Here is a 371-nt window from a genome sequence, read left to right on the forward strand (position 1 = left end):
GTGTCCGATCGTACCAATATTTAAGTGTGGTTTCGAACGGTTAAAGGTTTCTTTTGCCATTTTACTTAATTTTTAATCTTAGTTATATATTTATTAGTGTTCAAAAATATTCAATATTGAGCCAACTACGGGAATTGAACCCGTGACCTCTTCCTTACCAAGGAAGCACTCTACCCCTGAGCTAAGTCGGCAGAGAATTAAGAATCAAAAATTATTTATAATCTCATCTTCAATCTTGTGGGGAGAGCAGGATTCGAACCTGCGAAGTCGTAAGACAACGGAGTTACAGTCCGTCCCAGTTGGCCGCTTTGGTATCTCCCCAAAGCTTTTTCATAAAAAATAATAAAGCTCCTCTTTTAACAAGAGAAGCT

At 38.0% G+C, this 371-nt stretch carries 2 tRNA genes; both read right to left on the reverse strand.

The features are described 5' to 3' along the window. Positions 1–119: 119 nt before the first annotated feature. Positions 120–191: transfer RNA gene (locus FHK88_RS12275), tRNA-Thr, on the reverse strand. Positions 192–238: 47 nt separating this feature from the next. After that, a tRNA-Tyr gene (locus tag FHK88_RS12280) sits at positions 239–321 on the reverse strand. Positions 322–371 lie beyond the last annotated feature (50 nt).

Source organism: Psychrobacter sp. I-STPA6b (genome assembly GCF_020662265.1).
In the GTDB taxonomy this organism is placed as follows: Bacteria; Pseudomonadota; Gammaproteobacteria; order Pseudomonadales; family Moraxellaceae; genus Psychrobacter.